Raw genomic sequence first — 24,788 nt, 5'->3', positions numbered from 1 at the left:
GGAGCCGCCATGTCCACGAATAGCCCATTACCCGAAGCCAAATCCAGCTCCATTAAACGGGCGCTGTTGAGCGACCTGATGCAAACCGTGGGCATTTTGCCGATTCTGCTGCTGATCATTGCCGTTTTCGGCTTTGCCGCGCCCAACTTTTTCACTGACAGCAACCTGCTGAACATTGCCCGCCAGGCGTCAATCAACATCGTGCTGGCGGCCGGGATGACCTTCGTCATTTTGACCGGCGGTATCGATCTCTCGGTGGGATCGATGCTCGGCGCCACGGCGGTGGTGGCGATGCTCGCTTCGCTGGACCCGGCGCTGGCTTATTTTTCCATACCCCTGGCGCTGATGGCCGGTCTGTTGATGGGGCTGATAAACGGGGTGCTTGTGGCCTATTGCGGATTACCGCCGTTTATCGTCACGCTGGGCACCTACACCGCACTGCGCGGCGCGGCTTACCTGCTGGCGGACGGCACTACGGTTATCAATTCCAGCATCAATTTTGAATGGATAGGCAATTCCTACCTGGGCGTGGTGCCATGGCTCATCATCATTGCGCTGGCGGTGATTGCGGCGTGCTGGTTTATCCTGCGCCGCACCACGCTTGGCGTGCATATCTACGCGGTGGGCGGCAATATGCTGGCGGCGCGTCTGACCGGCATCAAAGTGAGCTTCGTGCTGCTGTTCGTGTACGCCGCCAGCGGCCTGCTTTCCGGCCTCGGCGGGCTGATGAGCGCCTCGCGGCTCTACAGCGCCAACGGCAACCTCGGCATGGGCTATGAACTGGATGCCATCGCCGCAGTGATCCTGGGGGGCACCAGCTTCGTCGGCGGTATCGGTACGATCACCGGTACGCTGGTGGGCGCGCTGATCATAGCCACGCTGAATAACGGCATGACGCTTATGGGCCTTTCTTATTTTTGGCAATTGGTGGTCAGAGGGGCGGTGATCATCGTTGCAGTGCTGATTGACAAATACCGTACCCAAAATCACCAGGCATAACTGGCAATCACCGGAGAGATACTATGCGATTCAATCCTGTCCATACCGCGCTGTTGATGGCGGCAATCCTGAGCGCCGCTCCGTTGGCGCAAGGGAAAGAACTGAAATCCATCGGCGTGACGGTGGGGGACTTGTCTAACCCGTTCTTTGTACAAATCGCCAAAGGCGTGGAATTGAAAGCCCGCGAGCTGGCGGGGGACAAGGTTAACGTCACGCTGGAATCCAGCGGCTATGATCTTGGCCAGCAGGTGGGGCAGATTGATAATTTTATCGCTGCCAAAGTCGACATGATCGTGCTCAACGCGGCGGATTCCAAAGGGATCGGCCCGGCGGTGAAGCGCGCCAAAGCGGCCGGCATTGTGGTGGTGGCGGTGGACGTAGCGGCTGACGGCGCCGATGCCATTATTACTTCCGACAACATTCAGGCCGGCGTCATTGCGTGCAAATACATGACCGATCGCCTCAAGGATAAAGGCAATGTGGTGATCATCAATGGTCCCCCGGTTTCCGCCGTACAGAATCGGGTGGAAGGCTGTATCTCTGAATTGAAAAAACATCCAGATATCAAGCTGTTGTCCTCTAACCAGAATGCCAAGGGCAGCCGTGAAGGCGGTCTGGACGTGATGACGTCGCTGCTGGCGGCGAATCCGCATATCGACGGCGTGTTCGCCATCAACGACCCGACGGCCATCGGCGCCGATCTGGCCGCCAAGCAAGCCCAGCGCAGCGAGTTTTTTATCGTCGGCATCGATGGGTCGCCGGACGGCGAAGAAGCGCTCAAGCGTCCTAACTCATTGTTTGTCGCCACCCCGGCCCAGGATCCGCAGGTGATGGCCGCCAGGGCGGTGGAGATTGGCTACAACATTCTGCAAGGCAAGCCGGCTCCCCAGGGACCGGTGCTGATTCCGGTGTCGCTGATCGATCGTAACAATATCGGCAGCTACAAAGGCTGGACGGTGAAATAACCCTGAGGAAAACGACGACGAACGGCTTTTAGCCTGACTGGAGGTAACGAATGGCACTGATCTCTCTTGCCGACGGGTTGGCCCATGCCCGGCAGCATGGCTATGCAATGGGTGCGTTCAATGTACTTGATACGCATTTCCTGCGGTCCATCTTCAATGCGGCGACGCGTACGCGCTCGCCTTTCATTATCAATATCGCCGAGGTGCATTTCAAATACATCGAACTGGAATCGCTGGTGGCCGCGATCAAGGCCGAAGCTGCCCGGCACGCCATCCCGGTGGTGCTCAATCTCGACCACGGGCTGCATTTCGATGCGGTAATGCAGGCGCTGCGGCAGGGTTTTACCTCGGTGATGTTTGATGGCTCGAGTCTGGACTATGAAGAGAATATCCGCCAGACGTCAGAAGTCACGCGGATGTGCCACGCTGTGGGGGTATCAGTGGAAGCGGAACTTGGCGCGGTGGGCGGCGACGAAGGCGGGGCGTTATATGGCGAGGCGGACAGCAGCAAATTTACCGATCCGGCGCGGGCCCGGGAGTTTGTAGCGCGTACCGGCATCGATGCCCTGGCGGTGGCCATCGGCAACGCCCACGGCGCCTATAAAGGCGAACCGAAGCTGGATTTCCAACGGCTGGCCGCCATTGGCCGGCAGACTGGCCTACCGATGGTATTGCACGGCGGTTCCGGCATCAGCGATGCGGATTTCAAACAGGCCATCAGTCTGGGCATCCACAAAATCAATTTTTACACCGGTATGTCTCAGGCGGCGCTGGCGGCCATTACGGAGTGTATGGCCGATCGCCGGGCGATATACGATGAGTACGCCGAATTACTGATGGCGGTGGAGGAAGGGATAGCCGGGGTAGTGGCCGGGCAAATGCAGGTCTTCGGCAGCGCCGGACAGGGGTAAAGGGGGCAAAATGACGCAGCGCAGCGGTATTCTGGCCGCGGGCAATATGCTGGTGGACCACGTACATTGCATTGATCAATGGCCGCAGCCGGGCTGGCTGGTGGAAATTGTCTCCAGTGAAAAGGCCACCGGCGGCGCGCCGCTCAATGTCTTGCTGACCCTGGCCAAAATGCAGACCGGCTTGCCGCTGGCGGCGGCTGGCCTGCTGGGGGAGGACAGCGATGGGGATTACATCTGCCGGAACCTGGATCATTTTCACGTCGACCGCACGGCGGTACGCCGCAGCGCGTTGGCCGGCACGTCCATGTCGCTGGTGATGACGCAGAAGAGCGGCCAGCGTACCTTTTTCCATGCCCCCGGGGCCAATCGCCTGCTGGATCTGGATGCGTTTGAAACCCTGCAAACGACACACCGGATTTTCCATCTCGGGTATCTGCTGCTGCTCGACCGCCTCGATAGCCCGGACCCGGCCTTCGGCACGCGCAGCGCCCGCCTGCTGGCGCAGATGCGGCAACGGGGTTACCACACTTCCCTTGACCTGGTTTCGCGGCAGGGGGATCCCCGTTTCCAGACGCGGGTATTGCCCGCGCTGCGCTGGCTGGACTATCTGGTAATAAACGAGCTGGAAGCCGGCGAATTTACCGGTCTGGCGCTGCGCGACGCCGGCGGATGCCTGGATGCGGGGAAGCTGACCGGCGCCGCGCATCAATTGCACCGGCTCGGCGTGCGGCGAAGGGTCGTTATTCATGCGCCGGAAGGCGCTTACGGGCTGGATGAGAGCGGTGAAGGACTGTGGCTGCCGTCGTGGCCGCTGGCGGCCCGTGACATTGTCGGTTCCGTAGGGGCGGGGGATGCGTTTTGCGCGGGAGTGCTGTACGCCAGCCATGAAAGCTGGTCGCTGGCGGAAACGCTGGAACTGGCCCATGCCTGCGCCCGCTTCAATCTGCTGTGCGCCAATGCCATTGACGGCGCCCGGCCTTTGACCGAGGTGAAAGCCTTTATCGAACGGGCGCGTTCAGGCGATATTCCTGGCGCCGGGAGCGGCGGCGAGCGCGGACTCCGGCCGGATGACGTCCGCTGAAAAGACATAGCCCAATCCGCGAATGGTGCGGATCAACGAGGGCTGGTGCCGATTTACTTCGATTTTGCGCCGCAGCCGCATGATCAATACATCGACGGTACGATCGAAAACGTCCAGCATTTCGCTGTGGGTCAATTCAAGCAACTGATCGCGGGTGAGTACTTTACGCGCATGGGTAACCAGCGCCAGTAACAAGATGTATTCACCCCTGGTCAGATCAACCGGATAGTTTTGCGGGTTGAATAAAATACAGCGATCGCTGTCGAGCCGCCAGCCATTGAACTGCCAGCTATTGTCATTATCGCTGCCGGACTCTGTGGCCAGCGCATCGCTGCGGCGCAACACCGCTTTTACCCGCGCGATCATCACCCGGGGATTAAACGGCTTGACGATGTAATCATCGGCGCCCATCTCCAGCCCGACGATAATATCGGCCTCGGATCCCAGGCCGGTCAGCATCACCACCGGTAGGTGCGGTCTGGCCTGCTGGATCTGTTTCAATACCTGCAAGCCATTGATATCCGGAAGCATCAGATCCAACAGGACCAGCGAGACATCCGGTAGTTCATCCAGCACCGTCATTACCGGCTGGCCAAGATGACAGATATGGGTGGTAAAGACATGCTCGCTGAGCGCGTCTTTCAACAGTTCGCAGATGGCAGTGTCATCGTCCACGACGAGAATACTGGGTTTCATGTACTGTCCTCGCGTGTTATGAGCAGGTAAAGAAGTTTAACGTAAAACAAATGGTCGGCGTCGATATTAAGACGGATGTGTGATGCAAAATGCAAAATGATTGCTTAGACTTTGGGGTGCCTTATGGCTGCATCCCGACTTGAAAAAGTAACGCTGGAGAGCGTTGCGGCTCGATTAAATGTGAGCAGAATCACTGTCTCCAGAGCTTTCACGCATCCGGAAAAAGTCCATCCCGACACGTTGAAACGCGTCCTGGCCGCGGCTGAAAGCATGGGTTACATCGTCAATGCCGCGGCCCGGATCCTGCGGGCCAACGCCAGCAAAACCATCGGGATCGTCAATCCCGACATGAGCCATCCTTTCTTTGGGCAACTGGCCAGGGAAATGACGCTGGAGGCGCACAAGGCAGGATATGATACCCTGATTTACGATTCCTTTGAGTCGCAGGAAATAGAAAACCGCATCATTGACAAGCTCATCGGCTACGGCGTCGATGCTATCATTCTTTCCGTTATTTCTTCCGACAGGTCGTACCATCCCGCTTATTTAAAACGGCTGGAAACGCTGGACATCCCGGTGGTGTTGGTGGATCGGGATCTCAGTGCCAGGCACTGCAGCGGCGTGTATATCGATAACCTTGACTGCGGGCTCCAGGCCGGCCGTTACCTGCTGTCCAAACAGGTTAAACATGTGGTGGTGGTTTCCGGACCAAAAGACTCAAACGTATCGCGGGATCGCATCATTGGAGTCAGCGCGGCATTACAGGGAGCCATTGAGCGTCTGGACATATTGCATGCCGACTTTTACATGATGCCGGCTTATCGGGCCGCCAGCCGGTATATTGAAACCAGCCCTTTGCCGGACTATTTTGTCGGTACCAATAGCCAGATTTCCTGGGCATCATAAAATCCTGTATTGACCATAAACTCACACCGCAAAAGACGTCTCGCTGCTCAGTATTGACGAAATACCCGATGCAGATATTTATGGGTTCAGTTTCCCGTGCATCGCCCATAATACCAATGAAATTGCCTATCAGGCGCTGAATCTGGCCATCAGAAGGGCCACTGATGCGGGTGTTAAGCCCAGCAAAGTGATCATTCGCGGTAAACTGATGTGACCCGGTGCTATGGCCGGCATCAGTTATTCTGATAGATGTCTTTATACAAGCGGCTTTCAAATCGCACCAGCGGAATGCGGCGATCTTTTTGATCCTGCGGCGGCACCGCGTAACCCGAAAGATATTGCACAAACGCCATCCGCTGACCGCTGGCGGTGGTGATAAAGCCCGCCAGGTTATAGACGCCCTGCAAGGAGCCGGTTTTTGCCGAGACCTTGCCGTCCACGCCCGCCTCATGCAAGCCGGCGCGATACATCAGCGTTCCGTCATAGCCCGCCAGCGGCAGCATAGAGATGAAATTCAGCGTTTGATCGTGCTGGCCGATGTATTGTAGCACCTGCATCATGGTCGCCGGCGAGAGCAGGTCGTGGCGGGATAATCCCGAACCGTCCACCTGGATGGTGTTGCCCAAATCGATGCCGGCCTGCTGGCGCAGGATCTGCCGCACTGCGTCCGAACCGGCGCGCCAGGTGCCGGGCACTTTGAAGCGCTCGTGGCCGATGGTGCGAAAAACCGTGTCGGCTATCATGTTGTCGGATTTTTTCAGCATGATCCGCAGCAGATCGTGCAGCGGGGCGGAATAGGCCTGCGCCAGCACCGTACCGGCGGCTGTGGGATTGGTTTGGCGCCGGAGGGTGCCGCTGATGCTGATGTCAGCCTGCTGCAGTTCATCTTTCAGGATGGCGCCGGCATAACTGGCGCCGTCCTGGATGGCGAAGGCCAGCGGCAAAGGCTCCGCCCGCTGGGGCATGCAGCCGGTCAGGGTAAACCGGTTCAGTTCCCCCGGCACCACGTCAAGCTCGCAATATTGCGCATCGGGGGATCCCTTTTCCAGGGTACGCACCTGGCTGAACATCTGCACCGGGTAATAAGACGCCACGCGGATAAAGGCGGTATCGCCGGTTTTCTGGCCGCTGTAAAGTGAAACGGAAAAACAGTTCCGATCGACAATCGCTGCTCCCGGCGGGGCGCTGAAGCATTCGGTCAGATCATTCCACGGCCAGCCGGGGGCTTTGTCGTGGCTGGCGAAAACCGACGTATCGATGATCAGATCCCCCGAGATCTGCCGAATACCCTGCTTGCGCAGTCCGGCAACCATATTGCGCAGCTGCTGGCGGGTCAGGGTAGGGTCGCCGCCGAAGCGGGCCACCAGATTTCCATGCAAAACCCCGTTTGTGACCGGGCCGTAACTTTCCAGGGTGGTGGTGAAACGATAATCAGGGCCTAACTGCAATAACGCCGCCAGAGCGGTAATCACTTTTTGCGTACTGGCGGGCAGCGCCATTTGCTGGCTGTGAAAGTCGATGGCGGGGGCGGTTGCGCCGATTTTTTGCACAATTAACGCCAAATTTGCGCCATCGGGCAATGATTCCATGTAATTTTCAACCGGCGTCGCCTGTGCACAGAGCATGAAAACGCTGGTGAGTCCTATAAGCAAACGTGAAAAACGCATAATTTTTGGCAAAGGCAATGTAACGTGCTGCCATACTACGGTGCAAACAGGGTTAAAGTAAACGATGACCCATGAGGAACTCTGGGTTAAAATACGTATCAAAATGCAAATTGCCCCGGCCTGGAATTTTTCCTCAGGTCAGGATTTTTTTGCTTTCCGCTTAGGTAGTGGCGTAAACCATAGCGCCGTGACTACTGTAAGTCATGTCAAGAATACGGCATGTCTTGAAGGTGGGAAGCTTAGCAGGATGAATTTCAGAGGTATTGCCATGACTCCAGTTCCTATGACCTTGCGTGGTGCTGAAAAATTACGGGAAGAGCTTGAATTGTTGAAAAGCGTTCGTCGCCCGGAAATCATCAGAGCCATCGCCGATGCCCGTGAACACGGCGATTTGAAAGAAAATGCGGAATACCACGCCGCACGTGAGCAACAAGAGTTTTGTGAAGGACGTATCCAGGAAATCGAGGCGAAATTATCCAATGCCCAGATTATCGACGTCACCAAAATGTCGGCTAACGGCCGGGTAATATTCGGCAGTACGGTGAGCATTCTGAACCTGGAAAACGAAGAAGAGCTGACCTACCGTATCGTCGGCGACGACGAAGCGGATTTCAAACATAATCTTATTTCCATCAATTCACCGATGGCCCGCGGCCTGGTGGGAAAGGAAGAGGGCGACGTTGCGCTTATCCGGACGCCCGGCGGCGATGTGGAATACGAAATCCAGAAAGTTGAATATCTGTAAGGGCAATTGCGCTCGCAGATATGACAGGTAAGAAGAATTGTAAAGAAAGGAAAAAGGCCGTAAGCGGCCTTTTCCTGCATTAAAGAGCATGGCACCTTTGCAGATGCGGCAATAGGGTCAGCGCGGTAAAGTGATTTTTCGCTCCTTGGCCGGACGGTAGAGTACCAGGATGCTGCCGATAATCTGAACGCAGACGGCACCGGTCTCGCGCACGATGGCATCGGCTATGAGCTTTTTGGTGTCGCGTTCTTCGGCGGCGATTTTGATTTTGATCAGCTCATGATGCTCAATGGCTTGCTCGATTTCCGCCAGAACGCCTTCCGTCAGGCCGTTATTGCCCAGCATGACGACGGGTTTGAGCAGATGCGCCAGACCTTTCAGGTGCTGTTTTTGCTTGTTGTTCAGATTCATTTGTCTTTTTTGCTTACGTTGGGATTGAAAACGGCACATTCTACCGCCATCTCATGATTATCACCAAATCGGTCGTGATTGTATCCGGCGCAAGAGTGCCTCATTCCTTCACCAATGCCCCACTTTCAGGATAGTTGGATAATAAAATGACCACCAAAAAGCGTTCCGGCAGCTCAAGTCGGTGGCTACAGGAACACTTTAGCGATAAATATGTACTTGAGGCACAAAAAAAAGGACTGCGTTCCCGTGCCTGGTTTAAACTTGAAGAAATACAGCAGGGCGACCGGCTTTTCAAACAGGACATGGCCGTGGTGGATTTAGGCGCCGCGCCCGGCGGCTGGTCGCAATATGTCGCCACGCAAATTGGTAAAAAAGGGCGTATCATCGCCTGTGATATTCTCCCCATGGATCCGATTGTGGGCGTTGATTTTCTGCAGGGCGACTTTCGCGATCCTCTGGTATTAAAAGCGTTGCTGGAGAGAGTAGGCGAAGGAAAAATTCAGGTGGTCATGTCCGACATGGCGCCGAATATGAGCGGTACCCCGGCTGTCGATATTCCCAAAGCCATGTATTTAGCGGAATTGGCATTGGAGATGGGTCGGGATGTGCTGGCACCAGGCGGCAGTTTTCTGGTTAAAGTCTTTCAGGGAGAAGGTTTTGATGAATACCTGCGGGAAATTCGCTCCCTATTTACGAAGGTAAAGATTCGTAAGCCAGACGCTTCCCGCGCACGTTCGCGAGAAGTGTACATTGTGGCGACAGGGCGCAAAGTATAGTACCCTACGCTAATTGTTAACACCGTTGTAATATGAGGTTAATCCCTTGAGTGACATGGCGAAAAACCTGATTCTCTGGTTGGTCATCGCGGTAGTGCTGATGTCTGTATTTCAGAGCTTCGGGCCCAGCGAGTCCAATGGCCGTAAGGTGGATTACACTACCTTTATGTCTGAATTGAATCAGGATCAGATTAGGGAAGCGCGTATTAACGGGCGTGAGATTACCGTTACCAGGAAAGACAGTAACCGTTACACCACGTATATCCCGGTCAATGACCCGCGGTTACTGGATTCCCTGCTGACCAAGAATGTTAAAGTTGTCGGTGAGCCGCCGGAAGAACCGAGCCTGCTGGCCTCTATATTCATTTCCTGGTTCCCGATGCTGTTGCTGATTGGCGTCTGGATCTTCTTCATGCGGCAAATGCAGGGCGGCGGCGGCAAGGGGGCGATGTCCTTCGGCAAAAGCAAGGCCCGGATGCTCACTGAGGATCAGATCAAAACAACCTTTGCCGACGTGGCGGGCTGTGACGAAGCAAAAGAAGAAGTCAGCGAACTGGTGGATTATCTCCGCGAGCCGAGCCGCTTCCAGAAGCTGGGTGGGAAAATTCCGAAAGGCGTGCTGATGGTGGGCCCGCCGGGGACAGGTAAAACCCTGCTGGCGAAAGCCATCGCCGGTGAAGCGAAAGTGCCGTTCTTCACCATCTCCGGTTCGGATTTCGTGGAAATGTTCGTCGGCGTCGGCGCATCCCGTGTGCGCGATATGTTCGAACAGGCCAAGAAGGCCGCTCCCTGCATCATCTTCATCGATGAAATCGATGCGGTGGGTCGCCAGCGCGGCGCCGGCCTCGGCGGCGGTCATGACGAACGTGAGCAAACGCTGAACCAGATGCTGGTGGAAATGGACGGCTTCGAAGGCAACGAAGGCATTATCGTGATTGCCGCCACCAACCGTCCCGACGTGCTGGACCCGGCTTTGCTGCGCCCCGGACGTTTTGACCGCCAGGTGGTGGTGGGTTTGCCGGATGTCCGCGGCCGTGAACAGATTCTGAAAGTGCATATGCGCCGCGTGCCGTTATCCACGGATATGGATCCTTCCGTGATTGCGCGCGGTACTCCGGGTTTCTCCGGCGCCGATTTGGCCAACCTGGTGAATGAAGCCGCGTTGTTCGCCGCCCGCGGCAGCAAGCGCGTGGTGTCCATGGTGGAGTTTGAAAAAGCCAAGGACAAAATCATGATGGGCGCTGAACGCCGTTCCATGGTGATGACGGAAGCGCAGAAGGAGTCCACCGCCTATCATGAAGCGGGCCACGCCATTATCGGCCGTCTGGTGCCCGAGCATGATCCGGTTCACAAAGTTACCATTATTCCGCGCGGACGCGCGCTGGGCGTCACGTTCTTCCTGCCGGAAGGAGATGCCATCAGCGCCAGCCGCCAGAAGCTGGAAAGCCAGATTTCCACCCTGTACGGCGGCCGTTTGGCGGAAGAGATCATTTACGGACCGCAGAAAGTCTCCACCGGCGCTTCCAATGATATCAAGGTGGCCACTTCCATTGCCCGTAACATGGTGACCCAATGGGGCTTCTCCGACAAGCTGGGACCCTTGCTGTACGCCGAAGAGGAGGGCGAAGTCTTCCTGGGCCGTTCGGTGGCGAAAGCCAAGCATATGTCCGACGAGACGGCGCGTATCATCGACCAGGAAGTGAAATCCCTGATTGAACGCAACTACACTCGCGCCCGTACGCTGCTGATGGAAAATATGGATATCCTGCATTCAATGAAAGATGCACTGATGAAGTATGAAACCATCGACGCGCCGCAAATCGATGATTTGATGGGACGCAAAACCGTCCGTCCGCCCGCCGGATGGGACGATTCGCCGAGCAACCACTCCTCCGATAACGGCGGCACGCCTAAAGCGCCGACGCCGGTGGATCAGCCCAATACGCCGACGGGCAATACCATGTCCGAACAGTTCGGCAATAACCGGGCGTAACAACCGGTCCCGGCTGCGCACGTTGCCAATCCCTAGAAGCCCCGGCCTAATCGCCGGGGCTTTTTTATTGGTGCGCCAGGCATGGCGCGTAGCGCCTTGACGGGCGCTGTCCCTGGATTGTGGTGGTCAAGGGGCGACTTGGAGGTGCAAGTCCTCTGCACACCCGGCAAGGGGAAGTGCTAGCCGAACGGCAAGGGTGCCCACCGCGAGGCGGGATCTGAAGGAAGCCGAAGGCAAAATGCTGGCCTGACGAACAGGAAGTGGATTAGGCGGCGCAGCGGGGTAAGGCGTCCAATATCGCCAAAGCCCGATACTTGCACGAAACGCTGCGACGTATATCCGACAGGCATAAGCAGGAAGGTCGCGCGAATTACCCCGGGAGATCTGCACGTTTGCCTTGGTGCTACCGCGCGCCGAGAGGCGACGGGATGAACGTGCAGAAGTCAGCCGAGGCCGTAGTAGCGATGCAAAACCGGCATCGCGAAGGGCTGAACATCTACAACCGTGATTAGGACAGGTTATCTCGATGCGTATTGATGAGGCACAAGCGCAAAACATTGCGGCCCGGACAGGAGGAGGCGAACAGTATTCGCCGGAGCCTGCCATGGGTGCTGAAACACGCACGGCGAAACCTGGGCAAACGAAAGCGGAACACCCGTTGTCAATCGAGGCGGTGATAACACGCAATAACCTGATGCTGGCCTATCAGCGGGTACTTGAGAATAAAGGCGCAGCAGGGGTAGATAACCTGGGCGTCGGCGAACTTAAAGACTGGCTGAAACGGCACTGGCCGACGGTGAAAGCGGCCCTGCTGGACGGAAGCTACCTGCCGCAGGCGATACGCCGGGTCGAACTGCCCAAGCTTAACGGCGGAGTCAGGGTCCTGGGTATTCCCACGGTGGTGGACCGGCTTATCCAGCAGGCTATCCAGCAACACCTTACCCCCTATTATGAACCTGAGTTCTCCGAATCCAGCTACGGCTTCAGACCGGGCCGCAATGCCTGGCAGGCGGTGCGCCAAGCACAAGCCTACGTGCAAGGCGGCCGGCGCTGGGTGGTGGATATGGACCTGGAGAAGTTCTTTGACCGGGTTAACCACGACATCATGATGTCGAGGCTAAGCCGCAAAATCAAAGACGTCAGACTGCTCAGGCTCATCAGGCGTTATCTGGAAGCGGACATGGTCAGCGGCAAAGTGGTGACAAAACGGCGGGAAGGGATGCCGCAAGGCAGCCCGTTATCGCCGTTGCTCTCCAACCTGCTGCTGACCGACCTTGACCGTGAACTGGAGCGCAGGGGCCACCGGTTCTGCCGTTATGCGGATGACTGTAATATCTACGTGAGCAGCCGCAAGGCGGGAGAACAGGCGATGAACTCGATAAGCCGGTATCTGGAAAAGCACCTCCGGTTGACGGTGAACCGAGATAAAAGCGCGGTGGCCAGACCCTGGGAACGCAAGTTCCTGGGATATAGCCTGACATGGCACAGGCAGGCCAGACTGAAAATAGCCGCGAGCAGCGTGGTCAGACTGAAGGATAAAATCCGCAGCCTGACGACGGGAAACTGTTCAAAAGCGCTGAAAGCGGTGATCAGCGGTCTTGCGCCGGTGCTGCGGGGATGGATAAGTTACTTCCGGCTGACCGAAGTCAAAGGGATACTGGAAGAGTTGGATAGCTGGATACGCCGTAAACTGCGTTGCCTGATGTGGCGGCATTGGAAAAGGCCGTACGCAAGAGCAAGGATGCTGATGAGAGGCGGCCTGAGCGAAGAAAGGGCGTGGATATCGGCGACGAACCAGCGCGGACCCTGGTGGAACGCGGGGGCGAGTCATATGAATCAAACGTTGACGAAGAAACTCTTCGATCGCGCAGGTCTGTTATCGCTGCTGGAGTTGCACAGGCAGTTCCAGTGTTGTAAATGAACCGCCGTATACGGAACCGTATGTACGGTGGTGTGAGAGGACGGCGGTTATGAGACCGCCTCCTACTCGATATGCGACAATCAGACGGGGCCGGCGGGCTTTTTGCCCGGACAGTGATAAGATATGCCGCTATCATAGGTTTCCAAATGGAGGGATCCCACTATGCAACTCATGGTTAATCAGCGCACGCTCGATCTCGGCACGCCCCAGGTCATGGGCATACTTAACGTGACTCCGGACTCTTTCTCCGACGGCGGGCGCTATACCCATCTTGATGCGGCGCTAAAGCATGCCCAGGAGATGATCGAGGCCGGCGCTACGCTTATCGATATCGGCGGCGAATCCACCCGCCCCGGCGCTGCGGCGGTCAGCGCCGAGGAAGAAGCCGAGCGGGTGCTGCCGGTGGTGGAAGCGCTGGCGCGGCGCTTTGAGGTATTTATCTCGGTGGATACCTCCCGGGCCCTGGTGATGCGGGAGAGCGCGGCGGCGGGGGCGCACATGATTAACGATATCCGCGCCCTGGGCGAAACCGGCGCCATGGAGGCGGCCCGGGACAGCGGCTTGCCCATCTGTCTGATGCATATGCAGGGGGAGCCGCGTACCATGCAGCAGGCGCCTTATTATGAAGATGTGCTGGAGGACGTGAAGCGTTTTTTTGTCCGGCGCATCGCCGAGTGCCAGATGGCGGGCATTGAAAAAAATCGCCTGATCCTCGACCCCGGCTTCGGTTTTGGCAAGAATTCAGCGCATAATTACCGACTTCTGGCCCGGCTGGCTGATTTTAGCCAATTCGGGTTGCCGATACTGGTGGGAATGTCCCGCAAATCCATGGTAGGGCAGCTGACCGGGGCTCCTGCCGGGCAGCGCGTCATCGGCAGCGTGGCCTGTGCGGTCATCGCCGCCATGCAGGGTGCCCGTATTATCCGCGTCCATGATGTCAAAGAAACCATTGAGGCGATGCTTATCGTCAAAGCGACTCTTTCAGCGAAGGAATCACTATTTGTATGAGTAATCATAAATACTTCGGAACGGACGGTATTCGCGGCAAGGTAGGGGACAGTCCCATCACACCGGATTTCGTATTAAAACTGGGCTGGGCCGCCGGCAAGGTACTGGCTCGCCACGGATCGCGCAAGATTATCATCGGCAAGGATACGCGAATCTCCGGTTACATGCTGGAATCCGCCCTGGAGGCCGGTCTGGCGGCGGCGGGTTTATCCGCCGCGTTTACCGGACCGATGCCGACCCCCGCCATCGCTTATCTGACGCGCACGTTCCGGGCCGAGGCGGGGATCGTGATTTCCGCTTCCCACAATCCCTTTTATGATAACGGCATCAAGTTTTTCTCCATAGACGGCACGAAGTTACCCGATGAGGTGGAAGAAGCCATCGAAGCGGAGCTGGAAAAGAACCTGACCTGCGTGGAGTCCGCCGAACTGGGTAAAGCCAGCCGCATCGTCGATGCGGCCGGCCGCTATATTGAATTTTGCAAAGGTACCTTCCCCAGCAACAGCAGCCTGCGAGGCCTGAAAATCGTGGTGGATTGCGCCAACGGCGCTACCTATCACATCGCCCCCAGCGTACTGCGGGAGCTGGGGGCCGATGTCACGGCCATCGGCTGCCAGCCGGACGGGATGAATATCAACCAGGAGTGCGGCGCCACCGATGTGCGGTTATTGCAACGGCGTGTACTGGACGAAAAAGCCGATCTGGGTATCGCCTATGACGGCGACGGCGATCGGGTGATCATGATTGATCATCTCGGCAATAAGGTGGATGGGGATCAGATCCTCTATATCATCGCCCGGGAAAAGCTGCGACAGGGCCAGCTGAGCGGCGGCGTGGTGGGCACCCTGATGAGCAATATGGGGCTGGAACTGGCCCTTAGGCAACTGGGCATTCCGTTTGTGCGGGCGAAAGTGGGCGACCGCTATGTACTGGAAAAATTACAGGAAAAGGGCTGGCGCATCGGGGCGGAAAATTCCGGCCATGTCATCCTGCTGGATAAAACCACCACCGGCGACGGTATTATCGCCGGTCTGCAGGTATTGTCCGCCATGGTGGGGAATCATATGAACCTGCACGACCTCTGCAGCGGCATGCGCCTGCTGCCGCAAATACTGGTGAACGTGCGTTTTGACGGCAGTAACGATCCGCTGGAATCGACGCTGGTGAAACAGGCCTTGGCGGAAGTGGAAAGCGCGCTGGCCGGAAAGGGCCGGGTATTGCTGCGTAAATCCGGCACCGAGCCGCTGATCCGGGTCATGGTGGAAGGCGAAGATGACGAACAGGTCAAACGATTGGCTCATCTGATAGCCGATGCGGTGAAAGCCGCCGGTTGAGGAGAGGGGGCATGGCATGCCGGCGCCTCCAGGCGTTGGCTGTTGCCGCCGTGACGTTTTTTTCCGCAATCAGTTCGTTAGCCGCAATTTACCCTTGCGTGCGCACCTTGCTTTCGTTAGTATTCACACCCGCTTCAGTCGGAGTTTATAATCGCCGAACCGGGGCAGTCGTTTAATGTGCGGTCAAACCCGCAAGGACACAAAAGATTATGTATGAAGCTCTGTTAGTCATATTCCTGTTGGTAGCTGTCGGGCTGGTTGCGCTGATCATGCTGCAGCAAGGTAAGGGTGCTGATATGGGGGCCTCGTTCGGCGCAGGCGCTTCCGCGACCCTGTTCGGATCCAGCGGTTCCGGTAACTTCATGACCCGTGTGACGGCGGTGCTGGCGACATTGTTTTTTATTCTGAGCCTGGTGTTGGGCAATTTGAACGGCAGTCATACCAAGAAAGGCAGCGAGTGGGATAATCTGAGCCAGCCCGTGCAATCGGAAAAAGCACCTGTCCAGGCGCCGGCTAAATCGAATAACGATATCCCGCAATAATCCGTGACGTTCTATCCGCTGTGATAGACGTGATGGAAGTACGCCGGTGTTTTGTCAATGCATAATATCCGGTGTAACCTCAGCCCGCTAGAATCTGCCCGGTATTAGCTGGGTATGCAAAATGGGTTGTGCAGGCAGTAAGCGAATTATCAGTGCCGAGGTGGTGAAATTGGTAGACACGCTACCTTGAGGTGGTAGTGCCCGATTGGGCTTACGGGTTCAAGTCCCGTCCTCGGTACCAATATCGTTTAGTCAGGTTGTTTTCCATTAGGATTTGTTATTACTGATGCGCGTCGGGTAACTCCATATAGAGTGAGTCAGCGCTTTCAGGCCTTTCTGCTTTATCCACATAACCGTATATATTATTTCCCCGCCACAATCCTCAGGAACGCGACTTGCTGGTGAGGTATTCCTGCCGGCAGATAGCTGCGTAAGCGAAATATACAATTTTAAATAATTCCTCTATGCGATAGTGGCGTTATTGAATTCCACATTAATAATCCTTTGAGAATGATGCGTGATTGGCCAGGTAAAGCACCTTGGTTTGGAGCATGCTGAAATTCACCTATTCTGGAGAGATAACCATGAATTTGTTCCCGGCGTTCTTATCTAGGGTCAATGGAGCACCGAAACATAAAAATGCAGAGATCGACAATCAGGGTGAAAAAGACACCAAACCTGTGAGCGCCTCTGCGGCGAGAATGGTCGAAAAATTACGGTCGGCTGGCAATACGGCATTAAGGCCGCTTTTTATGGTGAAAACATTCGTTGTTGCTTTCGCCAAAAGTTTCATGGCTTTCCAGGCAAAGCTTAAATTTCCCGGCAAAACAACGTCCATGCCTGTGAAGGGGAAGGTGCCCTCCGACGATCCGCTTTTAGATATGTTGAAGGATCCGAACAGCTATAAAGTCACTCCCGAGGGGGTTTTAAGCTGTCTCACTAACGATGGTAAATCGGATCTAACCGATGACAATGCCAAAGCGGTGAGGGACTTTCTGGCCGCCAATCCCGACTCTGACCTATTTTCGTCCGCTAATATCCGCATTGTAAACAATGGTTCCTCAGACGGCAAAACAATACCCACTAGCTATAAGATGATATTCGCCCAACCACTGCCCGTTTCCGCCGATAGGACTATTTCAGCATTCTTTATAGATGGACGTGCGGGTACGAACGGTGAATTCAGAGGGGCTCATGCCGACAGGGTTATTATGGGCAAGGACATTGGCGACAAGCAATGGACTTTCAATAGTTTGGCCGAATTGTGCACCAAATTGACCGCGAGCCCGGCGCTTAACTATAAGTCAAAACAAGCAGCTCATTTTTTGGTCAAAACACTGAATGAATTGGGACCAGAGCAGGCGGTGTCATATTGCAAAAAAATTCCCCAATGGGCGCTTGACCTGGTTGAGTACGATCCCGCTACAGCGGAGTATTTTTCCAAATACGCCCCCGACCAATCCGCCAAGCCTACTCATCCGGTAGACGCAGGAAACCCTGCCACTGATGCCGCGCCGGTCGCCGCTCTCCGGACAGTGGCCGCGCAAGCAGCTCAGATACCGGTCGCCGCTCCCCGGACAGTGGCCGCGCAAGCAGCTCAGGCACCGGTCGCCGCTCCCCGGACAGTGGCCGCGCAAGCAGCTCAGGTACCGGTTGCCGCTTCCAGGACAGTGGCCAAGGCACCGGTTAAGGTTCCCGCCGGGAACGCAGGAACCTCGGACGGACGGAAAGTTCGTGACTTAATTAAAATGTTTGAAAATAATTTAGTCGCCACCGAACCGCAAAAAAAACGATGAGCATTCACTGCTTGCCCTGGTTTTAGACTTATGGAATACTCGGCACCCTCGCACGAATGCCGGGCAGGTTCAAGGGCAGGCGTATCTGTATCGGCTCTCCGCTCCGTGAACGAGAATAGCGTTTGTGGCGTAAAACTTCTTTTCGGCACAGTGGGTTAAACGGATGTTTCTCATTTTATCTCTGTTCCTAACATAATGATAACTTGCTTTTTGGCGGTTATCAGCGTAATATTCGCAACGATTTCAGACGCGGGGTGGAGCAGCCTGGTAGCTCGTCGGGCTCATAACCCGAAGGTCGTCGGTTCAAATCCGGCCCCCGCAACCACTTTCCCTCAGAGTTCTTTTTCAAATATACTGCTTAAGCGTTATACTGATCTTATGGCAGCGGCGTTTGAAAAAAGATTCTATGGAATGTTGTAAAGCCGCTTGCGGCTTACAGGGTCCCAGTCGCAAAAAGCCCCGAATTTTCGGGGTTTTTTGTTATTAAATGCTAGAACTACGGGCTTTTAGCCCTTTTTATGTCTTGGGGTGGGCTTGGCCACATTAGAACAAAATTGACGGAGATGATCAGCGCACCGGTGGAAGCCTTGGGCTATGAGCTTGTGGGCATAGAGTTTATCCGGGGCCGCCAGTCGACATTACGTATCTATATTGATAGCGACAAGGGTATCACTGTCGATGATTGTGCTGATGTCAGCCACCAGGTCAGCGCGGTACTGGATGTCGAAGATCCTATTTCAGTGGCTTACAGCCTTGAGGTCTCTTCGCCTGGGCTCGATCGTCCGTTATTCGCCGCCAAACACTATATGCAGTTTATCGGTGAAGAAGTCAGCGTCGTATTGCGTATTGCGATGCAGAATCGTCGCAAGTGGCAGGGAATCATTAAAACGGTTGACGGCGAAATGATCACGGTGACGGTGGAAGGAAAAGATGAAGTGTTCGCTTTAAGCAACATCCAGAAAGCGAACCTGGTACCCCACTTTTAACGTTTTAATGAGGCAACTAGGATGAATAAAGAAATTCTGGCTGTTGTTGAAGCAGTTTCCAACGAGAAAGCGGTTCCTCGTGAAAAAATTTTTGAAGCGTTGGAAACCGCGCTGGCGACGGCAACAAAGAAAAAATACGAGCAAGAAATCGAGGTTCGTGTCAATATCGAACGTAAAACCGGCGATTTCGAGACCTTCCGTCGTTGGGTCATTGTCGACGAAGTCACGCAGCCGACCCGTGAAATCACCCTTGACGCCGCCCAGTTTGAAGATCCAAGCGCTTCCCTTGGCGGCTACGTTGAAGATGAGATCGAGTCCGTGGTCTTCGACCGCATCACCACCCAGACCGCAAAGCAGGTCATCGTCCAGAAAGTACGCGAGGCCGAACGCGCGATGGTGGTGGATCAATTCCGCCAGCATGAAGGCGAGATAGTCACCGGCGTGGTAAAAAAAGTCAATCGCGACAACATCAGCCTTGATTTGGGCAGCAATGCCGAAGCGGTTATCGGCCGTGAGGACATGCTGCCGCGGGAAAACTTCCGCCCCGGCGATCGGATTCGCGGCGTGTTGTATTCCGTTCGCCCGGAAGCGCGCGGCGCCCAGCTGTTTGTCAGCCGTTCGCGTCCCGAGATGCTGATCGAGCTTTTCCGCATCGAAGTGCCGGAAATCGGTGAAGAAGTGATAGAAATAAAGGCCGCTGCCCGCGATCCCGGGTCACGGGCCAAAATCGCTGTGAAAACCAATGATAAGCGTATTGATCCCGTGGGCGCCTGTGTCGGCATGCGCGGTGCGCGCGTGCAGGCGGTTTCCAGCGAATTGGGCGGTGAGCGTATCGATATTGTCCTGTGGGACGACAACCCGGCCCAGTTCGTGATTAACGCCATGGCGCCCGCTGACGTTGCCTCCATCGTTGTGGATGAAGACAAGCACACCATGGACATCGCGGTTGAGTCCGGTAACCTGGCGCAGGCTATCGGCCGCAACGGGCAGAACGTTCGTCTGGCGTCGCAGCTCAGCGGTTGGGAGCTGAATGTCATGACGGTGGAGGATCTGCAGGAAAAACATCAGGCTGAAGCCCACGCCGCCATTGATATTTTTACCAAGCATCTGGACATCGATGAAGAGTTCGCCACTGTGCTGGTGGAGGAGGGTTTCTCCTCATTGGAAGAACTCGCCTATGTCCCGATCAAGGAATTAATGGAAATCGAAGGGCTTGATGAAGACATGGTAGAAGCGCTGCGTGAACGGGCTAAAAATGCCCTGACCACGCTCGCCTTGGCGCAGGAAGAGACTCGCGGCGGGGGCAAGCCGGCTGAAGACCTGCTTAATTTGCCGGAGCTTGAGCGTGAGATGGCGTTCAAGCTGGCGGCGCGCGGTGTTTGTACGCTGGAAGATCTTGCCGAACAGGGTGTCGATGACCTGTCGGATATTGAAGGGCTGAGTACCGAAAAGGCCGGTGAGCTTATTATGGCCGCCCGTAATATCTGTTGGTTTGGCGACAACGCGTAATAAACTGTAGCAGGAAAGGAACAGCATGACAGATGTAACCGTAAAATCGCTCGCCGCAGAAATTCAGACTCCGGTCGATCGCCTGGTACAGCAGTTTGCTGATGCTGGTATCGATAAGACCGCGGCGGATTCTGTGACCCAGCATGAGAAACAAACATTATTGGCGTACCTGAACCGTGAGCGGGGCAGCGCGCCGAACAAGTTAACTTTGCAGCGTAAAACACGCAGCACCTTGAATATTCCCAGTACCGGCGGTAAAAGTAAGTCTGTGCAAATTGAAGTCCGCAAAAAACGTACCTATGTGCAACGCGATTCCCAGTCGGCTGAACAGGCTGAAGCGGAAGAGCTGGCAAAACGTGAAGCGGAAGAATTGGCCCTTCGTGAGGCTCAAGAGCGCGCTGCCAGTGAAGCCGCTGAGAAAGCCAAGCGTGAAGCCGAAGAAAAAGCAAAACGTGCGGCCGACGATAAAGCCAAACGTGAGGCCGCTGAGACAGCGAAGCGCGTGGCAGCGGAAAGTGAAAAATTGACCAACCAGCAGACCAATCATATGACCAAGTCACCACAGGCGGCCGAAAAAGCCCGCCGTGAAGCCGAGGCCGCTGAGCTTAGACGTAAAGCGGAAGAGGAAACGCGTCGCAAGGTTGAAGAAAGTGCCCGCCTCGCTATGGAAGAAGCCAAGCGGATGGCGGAAGCAAACGGCGGTACCTGGGTAGCCACGCCGGAGCCGGTGGAAGAAGACTCCAGTGATTATCATGTCACCACGTCCCATCACGCTCGTGAAGCGGAAGATGAAAACGATCGCAAGGTGGAAGGCGAACGTCGTGCCCGCACCCGTGGCGGCAAGGCCACCAAGCAGAAAAAAACCAGCCGTTTGTCTGAATCCAAGGCCGATCGCGAAGAGGCCCGGGCCGTTACCCGCGGCGGCAAAGGCAAGCGCAAACCGAGCACGCTGCAGCAAAGCTTCACCAAGCCTGCCCAGATAGTGAACCGCGATGTGGTGATTGGCGAAACCGTCACCGTGGCGGAGCTGGCCAATAAAATGGCTGTGAAGGGTTCACAGGTTATCAAGGCGATGATGAAGCTCGGCGCCATGGCGACCATCAACCAGGTGATTGACCAGGAAACCGCGCAGCTGGTGGCCGAAGAGATGGGCCACAAGGTGATTCTGCGTCGTGAAAACGAACTGGAAGAGATGGTGCTGAGCGACCGTGATATCGACGCGGTGGCTGAACCCCGTGCGCCGGTGGTGACCATCATGGGACACGTCGACCATGGTAAAACCTCGCTGCTGGACTATATCCGCTCAACCAAGGTGGCGGCCGGCGAAGCCGGGGGCATTACCCAGCATATCGGCGCTTACCATGTTGAGACCGAGAACGGCATGATCACCTTCCTGGATACCCCGGGACATGCGGCGTTCACCGCCATGCGTGCCCGCGGCGCCCAGGCGACGGATATCGTGGTGCTGGTGGTGGCCGCCGATGACGGCGTGATGCCGCAGACCATCGAAGCCATCCAGCATGCCAAGGCCGCCAAGGTGCCGGTGGTGGTGGCGGTGAACAAGATCGATAAACCCGAAGCCGATCCGGACCGTGTCAAAAACGAATTGACCCAATACGGCGTGATCCCGGAAGAGTGGGGCGGCGAGAGCCAGTTCGTCAACGTCTCGGCGAAGTCCGGGGCCGGTATCGACGAACTGCTTGACGCCATCCTGCTGCAGGCGGAAGTCCTCGAGCTCAAGGCCATTCGTGTCGGTATGGCCAGCGGCGCGGTGATTGAATCCTTCCTGGATAAGGGCCGTGGGCCGGTCGCCACCGTGTTGGTGCGTGAAGGTACCCTTAACAAGGGCGATATCGTCCTGTGCGGCTTTGAATACGGCCGGGTTCGCGCCATGCGTGACGAACTGGGACGTGAGGTCTCTTCCGCCGGTCCGTCGATTCCGGTGGAAATCCTCGGCTTGTCCGGCGTGCCTGCTGCCGGTGATGAAGCCACCGTCGTGCGCGACGAAAAGAAAGCCCGTGAAGTGGCTTTGTATCGCCAGGGTAAATACCGCGAAGTGAAACTGGCGCGCCAGCAGAAATCCAAGCTGGAGAATATGTTCGCCAACATGACCGAAGGCGAAGTCTCCGAATTGAATATCGTGCTCAAGGCCGATGTCCAGGGTTCCACCGAAGCCATCAGCGATGCGCTTGAAGCGCTGTCCACCGCGGAAGTCAAGGTCAAGATCGTGGGCTCCGGCGTCGGCGGCATCACCGAAACCGATGCCACCCTGGCCGCGGCGTCCAATGCCATTATCCTGGGCTTTAACGTCCGCGCCGATGCGTCCGCCCGTAAGGTGATTGACGCGGAAAGCCTGGATTTGCGTTACTACTCGATTATTTATGAGCTGATTGACGAGGTCAAACAGGCCATGAGCGGGATGCTGGCGCCGGAATACCGCCAGGAAATCATCGGCCTGGCTGAAGTGCGCGATGTGTTCCGCTCGCCGAAATTCGGCGCCATCGCCGGCTGTATGGTGACGGAAGGCCTGGTCAAGCGTAACAACAAAATACGCGTGCTGCGTGATAACGTTGTTATCTATGAAGGCGAACTGGAATCCCTGCGCCGCTTCAAAGATGACGTTGCCGAAGTGCGCAACGGTATGGAATGCGGCATCGGCGTCAAGAATTACAACGACGTCCAGCCGGGCGATGTGATCGAAGTCTTCGAAACCATCGAGATCCAGCGCACCATCGAGTAAGAGTAACAGGGGACTAATGTCCCCTGAGCTTGCTGACAAGGTGCTTGGTCGGGACAGGATGCTAGATCGTAAACACGCCCCGTGAATCCATCCCTGGAGGCTCGATCCGCGCCTTCCATGGCGCGGACGGTTTACTCTTCTATCATCCTGTCCCGCCTTATTGACTCCGAGCAGGTTTGTCAGCGGTAAGAGGGGGGCATTATGCCCCCTGAGCTTGTTGACAAAGTGCCCGGTCGAGACAGGCTGCTAGATCGTAAACACGCCGTAAACCCTTCCCTGGGGGCTCGATCCGCGCCATCCCTGGCGCGGACGGTTTACTCTTCTAGCAGCCTGTCCCGCCTTATCGGGTTCGGGCGTGTTTGTCAGCAGTCTGGGGGGGCATTATGCCCCCTGTTTTGTCTGGAGAATTTAGAATGGCAAAAGAATACAGTCGCACCCAGCGCGTCTCGCAGGAGATGCAAAAAGAAATCGCCATCATCCTGCAACGCGAAATCAAAGACCCCCGTGTGGGCATGGCGACGGTTTCCGCTGTGGAAGTCTCGCGCGATCTGGCTTATGCCAAGGTATTTGTGACTTTCCTCAATGATAACGAGCCTCAGCAAATCAAAACGGGCATTAACGCCTTGCAGGACGCGTCCGGGTTTATCCGCAGTTTGCTGGGTAAAGCCATGCGCCTGCGGGTGGTGCCGGAACTGACGTTCGCCTATGACAATTCGCTGGTGGAAGGGATGAGAATGTCCAACCTGGTGAGCCAGGTGGTACAGCAGGATCGCGCCCGGCGCACCGAATCGGAACCGGACGAGGACAAGGAGGACTGATGGGGCGTCCCAGTCGTCGCGGCCGAGACATAAACGGTATCGTTCTGGTGGATAAGCCCATGGGGCTTTCCTCCAATGATCTGCTGCAAAAAGTGAAGCGCCTGTTCGCGGCCAACAAAGCCGGGCATACCGGCGCGCTGGATCCCCTGGCCACCGGGATGCTGCCCATCTGCCTGGGTGAAGCCACCAAGTTTTCCCAGCATTTGCTGGATGCGGACAAGCGCTATCGGGTAGTGGCCCGGCTGGGGCAGCGCACCGATACGTCGGATGCGGAAGGAACGATTATCAGCGAGCGCCCGGTGGACCTGGGCCAGCAGCAGCTGGAGCAGGCCCTGCAGCGCTTTCGTGGGGAATCCATGCAGATTCCCTCCATGTATTCGGCGCTGAAACACCAGGGCCGGCCGCTGTACGAGTATGCGCGCCAGGGTATCGAAGTGGAGCGCGCAGCCCGGCCGATCCGGGTTTATGAGCTGAAGTTGGTGCACTGGGATCAACAGAGCCTCGAACTGGAAATCCATTGCTCGAAGGGCACCTATATCCGCACCATTATCGACGATCTCGGCGAAATGCTTGGCTGCGGCGCCCATGTTATCGAGCTGCGCCGTCTGGCGGTGGCTGATTATCCCACCGAGCGGATGGTGACGCTGGAGCAGTTGCGCGCCCTCAGCGGCGAAGACCCCGCCGCCGCCGATACCCTGGCCACCCTTGATAAGCTGCTGCTGCCTATGGACAGCGCGGTGTCCGCCATGCCGGAAGTCAATCTTACCGCGGTGCTGGCCGGTTATGTCAGGCTGGGGCAAGCGGTATCGGTGTCGTCGGGAGATACGCCGCAAAACGCCATGGTCCGATTGACCGAAGGGCCGGAGCGCGCCTTTTTCGGCGTGGGGGAAATCACCGAGCCGGGCATGGTCGCGCCCCGCCGGCTGGTGGCGGAAGCCCGCGGCTGAATGAGTCTGCGCCTTGCTTCCGGCCGAGGCTAAGAGT

Annotated in this window: 21 protein-coding genes and 2 tRNA genes; 20 read left to right on the top strand and 3 right to left on the bottom strand. The window is 56.4% G+C overall.

Features of this window, described 5'->3' with window-relative positions:
• Window positions 1–9: 9 nt before the first annotated feature.
• From GTU79_RS23810 to GTU79_RS23795, 4 genes are read left to right on the top strand one after another with little or no spacing between them, the layout of a single operon-like run.
• On the top strand, window positions 10–999 hold the full coding sequence (locus tag GTU79_RS23810) for an ABC transporter permease subunit (protein ID WP_203523952.1): 990 nt from the start codon (window positions 10–12) through the stop codon (window positions 997–999).
• 23 nt (window positions 1,000–1,022) lie between these two features.
• Entirely contained in the window at window positions 1,023–1,964 is a 942-nt protein-coding gene (locus GTU79_RS23805; RefSeq protein ID WP_132925770.1) for an ABC transporter substrate-binding protein, read from the top strand.
• A gap of 50 nt (window positions 1,965–2,014) precedes the next feature.
• Window positions 2,015–2,875 carry a ketose 1,6-bisphosphate aldolase gene (locus GTU79_RS23800; RefSeq protein ID WP_203523951.1) on the top strand — a complete coding sequence of 287 codons (861 nt, stop codon included), beginning with the start codon at window positions 2,015–2,017 and terminating at the stop codon, window positions 2,873–2,875.
• A gap of 10 nt (window positions 2,876–2,885) precedes the next feature.
• Entirely contained in the window at window positions 2,886–3,956 is a 1,071-nt protein-coding gene (locus GTU79_RS23795; RefSeq protein WP_203523950.1) for a carbohydrate kinase family protein, read from the top strand.
• Here the strand turns inward: GTU79_RS23795 and GTU79_RS23790 are convergent.
• Window positions 3,891–4,652 carry a response regulator gene (locus GTU79_RS23790; RefSeq protein ID WP_132925776.1) on the bottom strand — a complete coding sequence of 254 codons (762 nt, stop codon included), beginning with the start codon at window positions 4,650–4,652 and terminating at the stop codon, window positions 3,891–3,893. The two genes, GTU79_RS23795 and GTU79_RS23790, sit on opposite strands and share 66 nt — an antisense overlap.
• A 180-nt stretch (window positions 4,653–4,832) precedes the next feature.
• On the opposite strand from GTU79_RS23790, the gene GTU79_RS23785 reads away from it, so the two are divergent.
• Complete coding sequence (locus GTU79_RS23785) at window positions 4,833–5,558, top strand: LacI family DNA-binding transcriptional regulator (RefSeq protein ID WP_338091438.1); 726 nt, start codon at window positions 4,833–4,835, stop codon at window positions 5,556–5,558.
• A gap of 233 nt (window positions 5,559–5,791) precedes the next feature.
• Here the strand turns inward: GTU79_RS23785 and dacB are convergent, their stop codons facing one another.
• Window positions 5,792–7,225 (bottom strand): serine-type D-Ala-D-Ala carboxypeptidase, encoded by a 1,434-nt coding sequence (gene dacB / locus GTU79_RS23780; RefSeq protein ID WP_203523948.1) that lies wholly within the window; start codon window positions 7,223–7,225, stop codon window positions 5,792–5,794.
• A gap of 268 nt (window positions 7,226–7,493) precedes the next feature.
• On the opposite strand from dacB, the gene greA reads away from it, so the two are divergent.
• The gene (gene greA / locus GTU79_RS23775; RefSeq protein ID WP_214513426.1) at window positions 7,494–7,970 is read left to right on the top strand and encodes a transcription elongation factor GreA; all 477 of its coding nucleotides are present in this window, start codon (window positions 7,494–7,496) and stop codon (window positions 7,968–7,970) included.
• Between the two features lie 117 nt (window positions 7,971–8,087).
• Here greA and yhbY read toward each other — a convergent pair whose 3' ends face one another.
• Window positions 8,088–8,381, bottom strand: coding sequence for a ribosome assembly RNA-binding protein YhbY (yhbY, locus tag GTU79_RS23770; protein WP_132925783.1), 294 nt, complete (start codon window positions 8,379–8,381; stop codon window positions 8,088–8,090).
• Between the two features lie 146 nt (window positions 8,382–8,527).
• On the opposite strand from yhbY, the gene rlmE reads away from it, so the two are divergent.
• The 14 genes from rlmE to truB all read left to right on the top strand — a co-directional run bounded on the left by rlmE (window position 8,528) and on the right by truB (window position 24,751).
• The gene (rlmE, locus tag GTU79_RS23765) at window positions 8,528–9,157 is read left to right on the top strand and encodes a 23S rRNA (uridine(2552)-2'-O)-methyltransferase RlmE (protein WP_132925785.1); all 630 of its coding nucleotides are present in this window, start codon (window positions 8,528–8,530) and stop codon (window positions 9,155–9,157) included.
• A gap of 55 nt (window positions 9,158–9,212) precedes the next feature.
• Window positions 9,213–11,150, top strand: a complete 1,938-nt coding sequence (ftsH, locus tag GTU79_RS23760; protein ID WP_132928003.1) for an ATP-dependent zinc metalloprotease FtsH — start codon at window positions 9,213–9,215, stop codon at window positions 11,148–11,150.
• A gap of 526 nt (window positions 11,151–11,676) precedes the next feature.
• On the top strand, window positions 11,677–13,071 hold the full coding sequence (ltrA, locus tag GTU79_RS23755; protein ID WP_203523947.1) for a group II intron reverse transcriptase/maturase: 1,395 nt from the start codon (window positions 11,677–11,679) through the stop codon (window positions 13,069–13,071).
• Between the two features lie 162 nt (window positions 13,072–13,233).
• Window positions 13,234–14,079, top strand: a complete 846-nt coding sequence (gene folP / locus GTU79_RS23750; RefSeq protein WP_132925787.1) for a dihydropteroate synthase — start codon at window positions 13,234–13,236, stop codon at window positions 14,077–14,079.
• Window positions 14,076–15,413 carry a phosphoglucosamine mutase gene (glmM, locus tag GTU79_RS23745; RefSeq protein WP_203523946.1) on the top strand — a complete coding sequence of 446 codons (1,338 nt, stop codon included), beginning with the start codon at window positions 14,076–14,078 and terminating at the stop codon, window positions 15,411–15,413. Before folP ends, glmM begins: the two co-directional genes overlap by 4 nt.
• Before the next feature lie 209 nt (window positions 15,414–15,622).
• On the top strand, window positions 15,623–15,955 hold the full coding sequence (secG, locus tag GTU79_RS23740; protein ID WP_132925791.1) for a preprotein translocase subunit SecG: 333 nt from the start codon (window positions 15,623–15,625) through the stop codon (window positions 15,953–15,955).
• 154 nt (window positions 15,956–16,109) lie between these two features.
• Window positions 16,110–16,196, top strand: a tRNA-Leu gene (locus tag GTU79_RS23735).
• A gap of 310 nt (window positions 16,197–16,506) precedes the next feature.
• A complete protein-coding gene (locus GTU79_RS23730; protein WP_214513425.1) occupies window positions 16,507–17,751 on the top strand; it encodes a hypothetical protein in 1,245 nt (414 codons plus the stop codon).
• Between the two features lie 248 nt (window positions 17,752–17,999).
• A tRNA-Met gene (locus tag GTU79_RS23725) sits at window positions 18,000–18,076 on the top strand.
• A 193-nt stretch (window positions 18,077–18,269) separates the two neighbouring features.
• Window positions 18,270–18,737: a ribosome maturation factor RimP gene (gene rimP, locus GTU79_RS23720; RefSeq protein WP_214513424.1), complete on the top strand. Its 468-nt coding sequence runs from the start codon at window positions 18,270–18,272 to the stop codon at window positions 18,735–18,737.
• Window positions 18,738–18,758: 21 nt separating this feature from the next.
• A complete protein-coding gene (gene nusA, locus GTU79_RS23715; RefSeq protein WP_214513423.1) occupies window positions 18,759–20,246 on the top strand; it encodes a transcription termination factor NusA in 1,488 nt (495 codons plus the stop codon).
• 25 nt (window positions 20,247–20,271) lie between these two features.
• On the top strand, window positions 20,272–22,986 hold the full coding sequence (gene infB, locus GTU79_RS23710; RefSeq protein WP_132925797.1) for a translation initiation factor IF-2: 2,715 nt from the start codon (window positions 20,272–20,274) through the stop codon (window positions 22,984–22,986).
• Window positions 22,987–23,399: 413 nt separating this feature from the next.
• On the top strand, window positions 23,400–23,804 hold the full coding sequence (gene rbfA / locus GTU79_RS23705; protein WP_132925799.1) for a 30S ribosome-binding factor RbfA: 405 nt from the start codon (window positions 23,400–23,402) through the stop codon (window positions 23,802–23,804).
• Complete coding sequence (truB, locus tag GTU79_RS23700; RefSeq protein WP_203523944.1) at window positions 23,804–24,751, top strand: tRNA pseudouridine(55) synthase TruB; 948 nt, start codon at window positions 23,804–23,806, stop codon at window positions 24,749–24,751. Before rbfA ends, truB begins: the two co-directional genes overlap by 1 nt.
• Window positions 24,752–24,788 lie beyond the last annotated feature (37 nt).

Origin of the sequence: Sodalis ligni (assembly GCF_016865525.2) — a bacterium.
GTDB classification, from domain to species: Bacteria; Pseudomonadota; Gammaproteobacteria; order Enterobacterales; family Enterobacteriaceae; genus Acerihabitans; species Acerihabitans ligni.
The sequence above is the reverse complement of the archived record's forward strand: the minus strand, read 5'-3'. Positions and strand labels throughout refer to the sequence as shown.

Bases quoted from the DNA above. Each gene is read 5' to 3' on its own strand.
- dacB (WP_203523948.1), bottom strand. From the start codon at position 7,225: ATGCGTTTTTCACGTTTGCTTATAGGACTCACCAGCGTTTTCATGCTC.
- GTU79_RS23805 (WP_132925770.1), top strand. From the start codon at position 1,023: ATGCGATTCAATCCTGTCCATACCGCGCTGTTGATGGCGGCAATCCTG.
- rlmE (WP_132925785.1), top strand. From the start codon at position 8,528: ATGACCACCAAAAAGCGTTCCGGCAGCTCAAGTCGGTGGCTACAGGAA.
- GTU79_RS23800 (WP_203523951.1), top strand. From the start codon at position 2,015: ATGGCACTGATCTCTCTTGCCGACGGGTTGGCCCATGCCCGGCAGCAT.
- greA (WP_214513426.1), top strand. From the start codon at position 7,494: ATGACTCCAGTTCCTATGACCTTGCGTGGTGCTGAAAAATTACGGGAA.
- GTU79_RS23790 (WP_132925776.1), bottom strand. From the start codon at position 4,652: ATGAAACCCAGTATTCTCGTCGTGGACGATGACACTGCCATCTGCGAA.
- folP (WP_132925787.1), top strand. From the start codon at position 13,234: ATGCAACTCATGGTTAATCAGCGCACGCTCGATCTCGGCACGCCCCAG.
- GTU79_RS23810 (WP_203523952.1), top strand. From the start codon at position 10: ATGTCCACGAATAGCCCATTACCCGAAGCCAAATCCAGCTCCATTAAA.
- glmM (WP_203523946.1), top strand. From the start codon at position 14,076: ATGAGTAATCATAAATACTTCGGAACGGACGGTATTCGCGGCAAGGTA.
- GTU79_RS23795 (WP_203523950.1), top strand. From the start codon at position 2,886: ATGACGCAGCGCAGCGGTATTCTGGCCGCGGGCAATATGCTGGTGGAC.
- ltrA (WP_203523947.1), top strand. From the start codon at position 11,677: ATGCGTATTGATGAGGCACAAGCGCAAAACATTGCGGCCCGGACAGGA.
- truB (WP_203523944.1), top strand. From the start codon at position 23,804: ATGGGGCGTCCCAGTCGTCGCGGCCGAGACATAAACGGTATCGTTCTG.
- nusA (WP_214513423.1), top strand. From the start codon at position 18,759: ATGAATAAAGAAATTCTGGCTGTTGTTGAAGCAGTTTCCAACGAGAAA.
- rimP (WP_214513424.1), top strand. From the start codon at position 18,270: ATGTCTTGGGGTGGGCTTGGCCACATTAGAACAAAATTGACGGAGATG.
- yhbY (WP_132925783.1), bottom strand. From the start codon at position 8,381: ATGAATCTGAACAACAAGCAAAAACAGCACCTGAAAGGTCTGGCGCAT.
- ftsH (WP_132928003.1), top strand. From the start codon at position 9,213: ATGGCGAAAAACCTGATTCTCTGGTTGGTCATCGCGGTAGTGCTGATG.
- rbfA (WP_132925799.1), top strand. From the start codon at position 23,400: ATGGCAAAAGAATACAGTCGCACCCAGCGCGTCTCGCAGGAGATGCAA.
- GTU79_RS23730 (WP_214513425.1), top strand. From the start codon at position 16,507: ATGCTGAAATTCACCTATTCTGGAGAGATAACCATGAATTTGTTCCCG.
- secG (WP_132925791.1), top strand. From the start codon at position 15,623: ATGTATGAAGCTCTGTTAGTCATATTCCTGTTGGTAGCTGTCGGGCTG.
- infB (WP_132925797.1), top strand. From the start codon at position 20,272: ATGACAGATGTAACCGTAAAATCGCTCGCCGCAGAAATTCAGACTCCG.